The organism is Amphritea sp. 1_MG-2023 (genome assembly GCF_030547545.1).
In the GTDB taxonomy this organism is placed as follows: Bacteria; Pseudomonadota; Gammaproteobacteria; order Pseudomonadales; family Balneatricaceae; genus Amphritea.
In genome coordinates this window covers 126462-132897 of sequence record NZ_JAUOQE010000008.1, presented here as the reverse complement: position 1 = coordinate 132897, position 6436 = coordinate 126462, and the positions used below count along the sequence as shown (strand labels likewise).

Annotated in this window: 6 protein-coding genes; 2 read left to right on the top strand and 4 right to left on the bottom strand. The window is 48.3% G+C overall.

What is annotated here, in order from left to right; genetic code table 11:
* The 4 genes from Q4488_RS06750 to Q4488_RS06735 all read right to left on the bottom strand — a co-directional run.
* Window positions 1-587 (bottom strand): hypothetical protein (locus Q4488_RS06750; RefSeq protein WP_303579715.1); only part of this gene is annotated, 587 nt, incomplete at its 3' end.
* An 11-nt stretch (window positions 588-598) separates the two neighbouring features.
* Entirely contained in the window at window positions 599-1732 is a 1134-nt protein-coding gene (locus tag Q4488_RS06745; protein WP_303579714.1) for a hypothetical protein, read from the bottom strand.
* Between the two features lie 17 nt (window positions 1733-1749).
* Complete coding sequence (locus Q4488_RS06740; RefSeq protein WP_303579713.1) at window positions 1750-2463, bottom strand: PilW family protein; 714 nt, start codon at window positions 2461-2463, stop codon at window positions 1750-1752.
* On the bottom strand, window positions 2457-3035 hold the full coding sequence (locus Q4488_RS06735; protein ID WP_303579712.1) for a GspH/FimT family pseudopilin: 579 nt from the start codon (window positions 3033-3035) through the stop codon (window positions 2457-2459). The genes Q4488_RS06740 and Q4488_RS06735 overlap by 7 nt, the downstream gene beginning before the upstream one ends.
* Before the next feature lie 194 nt (window positions 3036-3229).
* Here Q4488_RS06735 and Q4488_RS06730 point away from each other — a divergent pair, with 194 nt between their 5' ends.
* On the top strand, window positions 3230-3718 hold the full coding sequence (locus Q4488_RS06730) for a type IV pilin protein (RefSeq protein ID WP_303579711.1): 489 nt from the start codon (window positions 3230-3232) through the stop codon (window positions 3716-3718).
* Between the two features lie 392 nt (window positions 3719-4110).
* Window positions 4111-6264 carry a methyl-accepting chemotaxis protein gene (locus Q4488_RS06725; RefSeq protein ID WP_303579710.1) on the top strand — a complete coding sequence of 718 codons (2154 nt, stop codon included), beginning with the start codon at window positions 4111-4113 and terminating at the stop codon, window positions 6262-6264.
* Window positions 6265-6436 lie beyond the last annotated feature (172 nt).

The window sequence follows — 6436 nt, the reverse complement described above, 5'->3', positions numbered from 1 at the left end:
GAATCATCATTTCCTGAATCATCATTTCCTGAATCATCATTTCCTGAATCATCATTTCCTGAATCATCATTTCCTGAATCATCATTTCCTGAGTCATCACTTCCTGAGTCATCGGTATCTTCATCCGGCGTATTGCTCGAACTAGGGCTTCCGCCGCTTAAGGTATACAACAATTTACCCCCTTCAACCGGCTCATCCTGAGCAATAAGCGACGACAGTTGCACAGACTGAGGGCCATAACGATCTTCCCAACTCACCGTCATGGTAACGGTTTTATAGTCAGGCGCGGTATGATTGGTCACCACCCAAGCCGTTGAATACTCCGCATTCGTGCCCGTCACCGCCGAGCTGGCGGTGGCGATCGTCGAATCATAGTCACTCAATGTGGGAAAATGACGCAGCTCTTCCAACTTTTTTTCCGCAATCACAGACGCTTCAGCCATTGCTTTACTGTAATTACTATTGCCCATCGTTTGATTTTGCATCGCCCCGAGAGAGATCACACCAAAGGCGAGTATCAGAACCGCGATAACAAGCTCTAACATCGCTATCCCCTGCTGAGGATGAGTATTGCGCATTTTATTCATAAGTATCATTCTCAAAAGTCTTTCCAGGTGCCTGGAAACTGGGGCACGGTTTCGGCTGCAAGGTTGCTGGTATCACCACCACTCACCTCGCTCCAGTCATAAATCTCAGAGTTCGCGGTCATTTTCGATACATCACCATTAATACCTACCGAACCGTACACCGTCGTCCCGCCCCAGCCATTGCTGCTATCGCAAGCACTATCAATGAAGACAACGCCATAAAACGTAGGGTTACCGTTAATTTTCGGGCAGTCTGCGACGGCATCGAAAACCACAATCACCGGCGACGTCGCACTGCCCCAAGAATCATGATAATTTGATGTACTCGTTACCCATACCACGGTCCGATCACTATCAGCAACACCATCGGCCACTTCCTGATCAGCGATAGCCTGCATGGCGGTACGCGAAACGGTGAATAATTCATCCCAAGGATCCCCGCTATAACTATTGGTAGCGATACTGCCACCATGAATATCTAAATGGCCCAATTCGATACAGCTACTACCATCGGCTTCTGTGGCCGATTCTGAAGTCACAATTGCATCACCATAAGGACCGGCACCCGACCCGCTATCATAGCCTGAGGGATAAATATCCGGATTACCGGTTACATTGTCTAAGCAGCCATCGATAATCATCGGTGGCCCCGTTGTCCCCGGAGTCGTCAGTAAACTATTGGTATAGATATAACGTTGTGCTGTGGCGGTAATATTGGCCTCGCTGGTTGCCGCAACTAGGGCCGTTACCAATATGTAGTTTGGATTTGCAAGGGTTCTTTGATAGCTAATGGTTGCCGAATAAGAGTCAGTATTCGCGCTTGTGATTGTCGGCATCACTGTCGAGGGGCTAGCCGTTTGAATCGATCCCGAGGTAGTCCAGGCAGGGCTATTCTCGGCATACCACGCAATGCCAAAATCCAACGCGGCATCAGCCGCATGCCTAACCTCCTTGGCCCGCAGCTCATTAACATTCATGCGTTGTTCGACACGGCTGGTTTTAACCACCGCAAAGGTTGCTAAAGAGGCGGCAAACAAAATGATCAGGCCGATAGCCAACGTGGTAAAGCCTCGTTGAGCCTGGGCAGCACCTGTAACGAGGGAGACAGGCTTATTCTGCCTAGGTTGCTTGATATTCTGCTTCATCCGACGAGATACCTTATTTATGGGGCCGCAGAGGTATATTTATCATTACGTATCCTCACCGAATCCGACAACGAAACAGAGGTGGCCGTTTGACTAGCGAGTCTGCCAGCAAGGCTGATATCCACCTCCCTGATATATTGACAAGGATCACCCGATGTACAGGGACAACCAGACACTCCGGTACTGGCATTTAAACAGCTGACATTTAGGGCGAATGACAATGACGTAATGTCGACTTCCGGCGTTGTTATCGTTTCCCAACCGGCAGTATCGGTACACGAAAAGGTACTACCACTGGTGCGCATCTGCAGACCGCTCGCATTGAGTCGATAACCAAATTGTTCCATATCAGTGACGCTAACCGAGCCATCATCCACTGTTTTATCACCGTCCAGATCATAACTGAACAGCACGCAGGAGTTTGTCGCTTCACCCGTCATTTGCCCCACTGAAATATCGTTAGTCGCATTAACAAAAGGGTTGTTGGTAAGATCATCCACGCCGGGCACACCGCCATAGTAACCCGCTCGACGTAGATCCGTTGTCATCACCGTCGATGCGGTACGTAACTCTTCCACCAATCGTGTTTGATTAATCGTGGCGGCACTCGAGGTCACCATTGATACATACACCTGTAATATCGAACTGATGACTAACAGCCCTAGGGTAATACTGATCATTAACTCAATCAGTGTACTGCCCTGTTGCGCTGCACGCTTAAATTTTAACATGCTGAATATTGCGTCATTGATGCGTTAGGCGTGCAAATACGCAGCCGTCCTAGCGCGGTGACTGAAATTTGTAATTGTTCGCCTGAATTTGTACTTAAGCCGACCAAGCCACTAGCGGCTTTACTTCTGAGGGCAGAAAAATGGGTGTAATTATCAGCACCAAATATAGCCGAGGTCATATTGACTCCCTCGAAGCGTTCACTACTGACCGTTTTAAGCGTGCTAACACCTCCGCGGTCCAACACACAGGCATTCGCATCGGTAATATCCGTGAGCGAGCAGTCACAACTCGCATTCGTGCTCAATCCATAGCACCAGCTATCGGCGCCATCGGTCGAGAAGCTGACGCTGATCTGTGCATTACTGCCACGCGTGATGACTTCTGTACGGGCGAAATTCAAATCACTAAAAATAGATTCGCCAGCAACTTCTAAACGATTTTGGGCAATAAAGCTACCAAAAGACGGAATCACCGTTGTCACCAGAATAGCCAATACCGCAATGCTGACCAACAATTCAATTAAGGTAAAACCGGCTGAAAAATAAAATCCTGAACGTTTACGCCTATACATTTATGTGAGTTACCGTTTTAATACTGCTACTCTATTATATCCATTCATAGCTTGCACGAGTGAATGCCTATAGTATGTTAAGCACGAAGTAAGGAATAATTAAGGACACCCCGAGGCAACCAAGGCACCCACGACAATATTAAAGGAAAGCGCTTAGTTTAGGGTATCCATTCTGTCATTTTGAGTAGTAAAGTATGAAATTTATGCATCCCCAGCAGCGTCATCAAAGCGCTGACCGACACAATCATCAGTTCAGTTACAAGCATCGCCGCAATGATCAATATTACCCTGCTGGCTTTACCCTGATGGAACTCCTTATCGCTGTGGCTATTGTCGGTATTCTCGCTGCCATAGCGCTGCCTAGCTACCTCGACAAGGTACAGCAAAGCCGTCGAGTCGATGCGATTAATGGCCTGATGGCGCTGCAGTTAAATCAAGAAAAATGGCGCGCAAATGATACCGATTATGGTTCTTTGAGCGAAATAGGCTGGAGCGGCACAAGTTCACCGGATGGTTATTATACCATGGCTGTCACCTCTCAATCGGCCGCCGGTTATATCGCCACGGCCACCCCAGTCGCGGGTAGCAGCCAAGAAAATGACCCTTGTGGTACCTTTGCTATCAATCAAGATAGCCCGATTCACACGGGCAGTTATGCCAGCACTTCATGCTGGAATCAATAGCACCGGCTTCGCCCACCGAGACGTCAAAACGCCTAGGCCAGACAGACAAGAACATGCCGATGGCGGACGCTTGGCGACAAGCCTCAACATCAGCTTGTAAACGTCATGTTCGAGTACTCATCGGCCTAACTACAACCATCAAACCACCGCTATGCACCCATTCGGCCCACCACCCGCCTCTCAACTAACATAATCACGCCAAAAGCGCCCCACAATAGAGCATCAAGCTAATGATAACGCTGACCATGCACCATTATGGATGAAAAACAAAGCCTTAGCTTTTGAATGGGAAAGAACCCCCTCGGCTATTTATTCTTTTCTTAGGCTCATGGCGTAAAACTTGCTTGCTGTAGCCTATCTTTTCTTATCGTTGTCTGAGGAGTACCGACCTAATGGCGAAGCTTAAAAGTAGTTCAATGGATCTCAGCCGACAGGAACGAAAATGGCTTAACTGGTTGGGTAACACCGGTAAATTATCGATGTTTAAATCCTGCTTCCTTAACCGTCATCAATACTCCTCCGTAGAACAAACATTTGAAGGCATCGCCTCGACACGAGTAAAAATACTCAATCAGTGGGTAGACCATCAATGGGAACAATTAACCTTTATCAGCGACACGTTAGCGACTGATTTCCCTAGCATTGATCCCTACTGGCTAAACGATCGCTTAGCGTCTGCGGCGGATTTCTCCGAACTATTTATCATTGATCTGCAAGGCTCGATTCTTCATTCAACTTACCCCGATCATTCGGGGCATGCGAACCTAGCAACATCAGCATGGACCACTGGCGTCAAAACGCAATTACTGCACGGGCCCTATATCGACCCCTTAACCTTAACCATCGGTCCTTCTAGCTCGAAATTCCATGATGAAGTCACGCTGATGTTTTATCAGCCCATTGAGCGCGACGGTATATCACTCGGGGCTGTCTGTGGCCGCGTACCCAATGATGTTCTAGGCGATTTGATTCAACGAGAAGCGGGGCATATTTATCCTGAATCTGGCGACAACTATATTTTTATGGTCGAGTCTCATTTTGATGCTCGCATCCAACAAGGCACGGCATTATCCCGTTCACGCTTTGAAGATAATACCTTTTCTCATGGCGAAAACTTAAAAAGCGGTATTCACACTCGCTGGGGTAGCGTCAAAGTTAATCAGCATACGGAATTAGAGTTACGCTTCACCGATCCCGCCACAGGGCAACTTCATCCAGGGGTACGGGAAACGATTCGCAAGGGTAGTAACCTGTTTATCACCTATCCTGGATATTCTGACTACCGCCATATTCCAGTCATCGGCAAAGGGGTTACCTTCCAACTGAAAGGCTCTCCGGATCGCTGGGGCATGATGTGCGAAAGTGATTTAGAAGAGGTCTATCGTCGACGCTCTATCAACCTCAGCCTGATGACGGGCTTTGGCTTCACCGCCGCCGCTATTCTAGGTATTAATAGCGCGTTACATTATTTAACCGCTTTACCTCAGTATGCCATCGATGCAACATCGCTTGTCATATTGCTAGCGGCGACTCTGTTATTTCCGAAGCTGAGTAGTAATCGTTTAGCCTCACGACTCGATGACATGACTGTTGTTATTCGCACGCTTGCCGAAGGTGAAGGCAATCTACGTCAACGCATCTCAGCCGATCAATTAGTGGCTGACGAAACCGGTGATATGGCGCGCTGGATCAATAGTTTTATAGACAGTCTAGATGGCATTGTGGGTCAAGTAATCACCTCGAGTCGACATGTCAAACAGACCAATGAAGCGATGCTCGATACCAACAAAGAGGCCTATCAGGTTTCCACTGAGGTGAGCGATGCGATTCAGGAAATTCTCGCGCTATTAGAAGAGCAATTACTTGAAATAGGTCAGGCCGCCAGCACCGCCGCATCACTCAAAGAGGAAATGGATACCGTGGTATCCGATGCCCGAGAACAGTTTGAGTCGGTACGTTCAGGTACGCAGGATATTCGTAATATTGTCGAAACCTCAGCAAAAAAAGTACACTCGCTCAACAGTCGCACGGTGGAAGTCGGCAATATTATCGGCGTTATCAGCGATATCACCAATCAAACAAATTTACTGGCACTCAATGCGGCCATTGAAGCAGCGCGAGCCGGTGAGCATGGTCGCGGCTTTTCTGTGGTCGCCGAAGAAGTGCGGGGGCTCGCACATCGAACCGCCGAATCGGCCAACGAAATTCAACAAATGATTGAAGGTATTCAACAGGAGACACAAAGTGCCGTCGATTTTATGGAGTCAGGCGTACAGGAGGTCGATCGTAACCTGAGAAAGACAGAGCAAGCATCAACCGAGAACACCTCGTTGCATAATTTCGTTGAACAGATGTTCTTAGCCATCAAACAATTAGACCATAACAGTCAGCGTCACGGTGATGCGGCTCGTCGTGTTGGCGTATCCGCAGAACAAATGAATAGTTCGATCGGCACGCTTCAAGAGCGCTCCTCTTCCGTTAAGAACACCGCCCATAAGCTCAATCAACTGGTCAGTGTGTTTCAGGTCAGTTCACGGCAACCTTAAGGCAACAGATATCTCTGAAGTCATGGCAGCCGTTGATGCAACGGCTGCCATAACCGTATCGCGTATGGACGATACGCCTGACGCGAGCCAATACCGAGCCTTGCTGTGCTTGCCAACAGGCGCATAGTCATCCGTAACATTAACGCTTGATAGCGCTTAGTCAGCCAGCGAA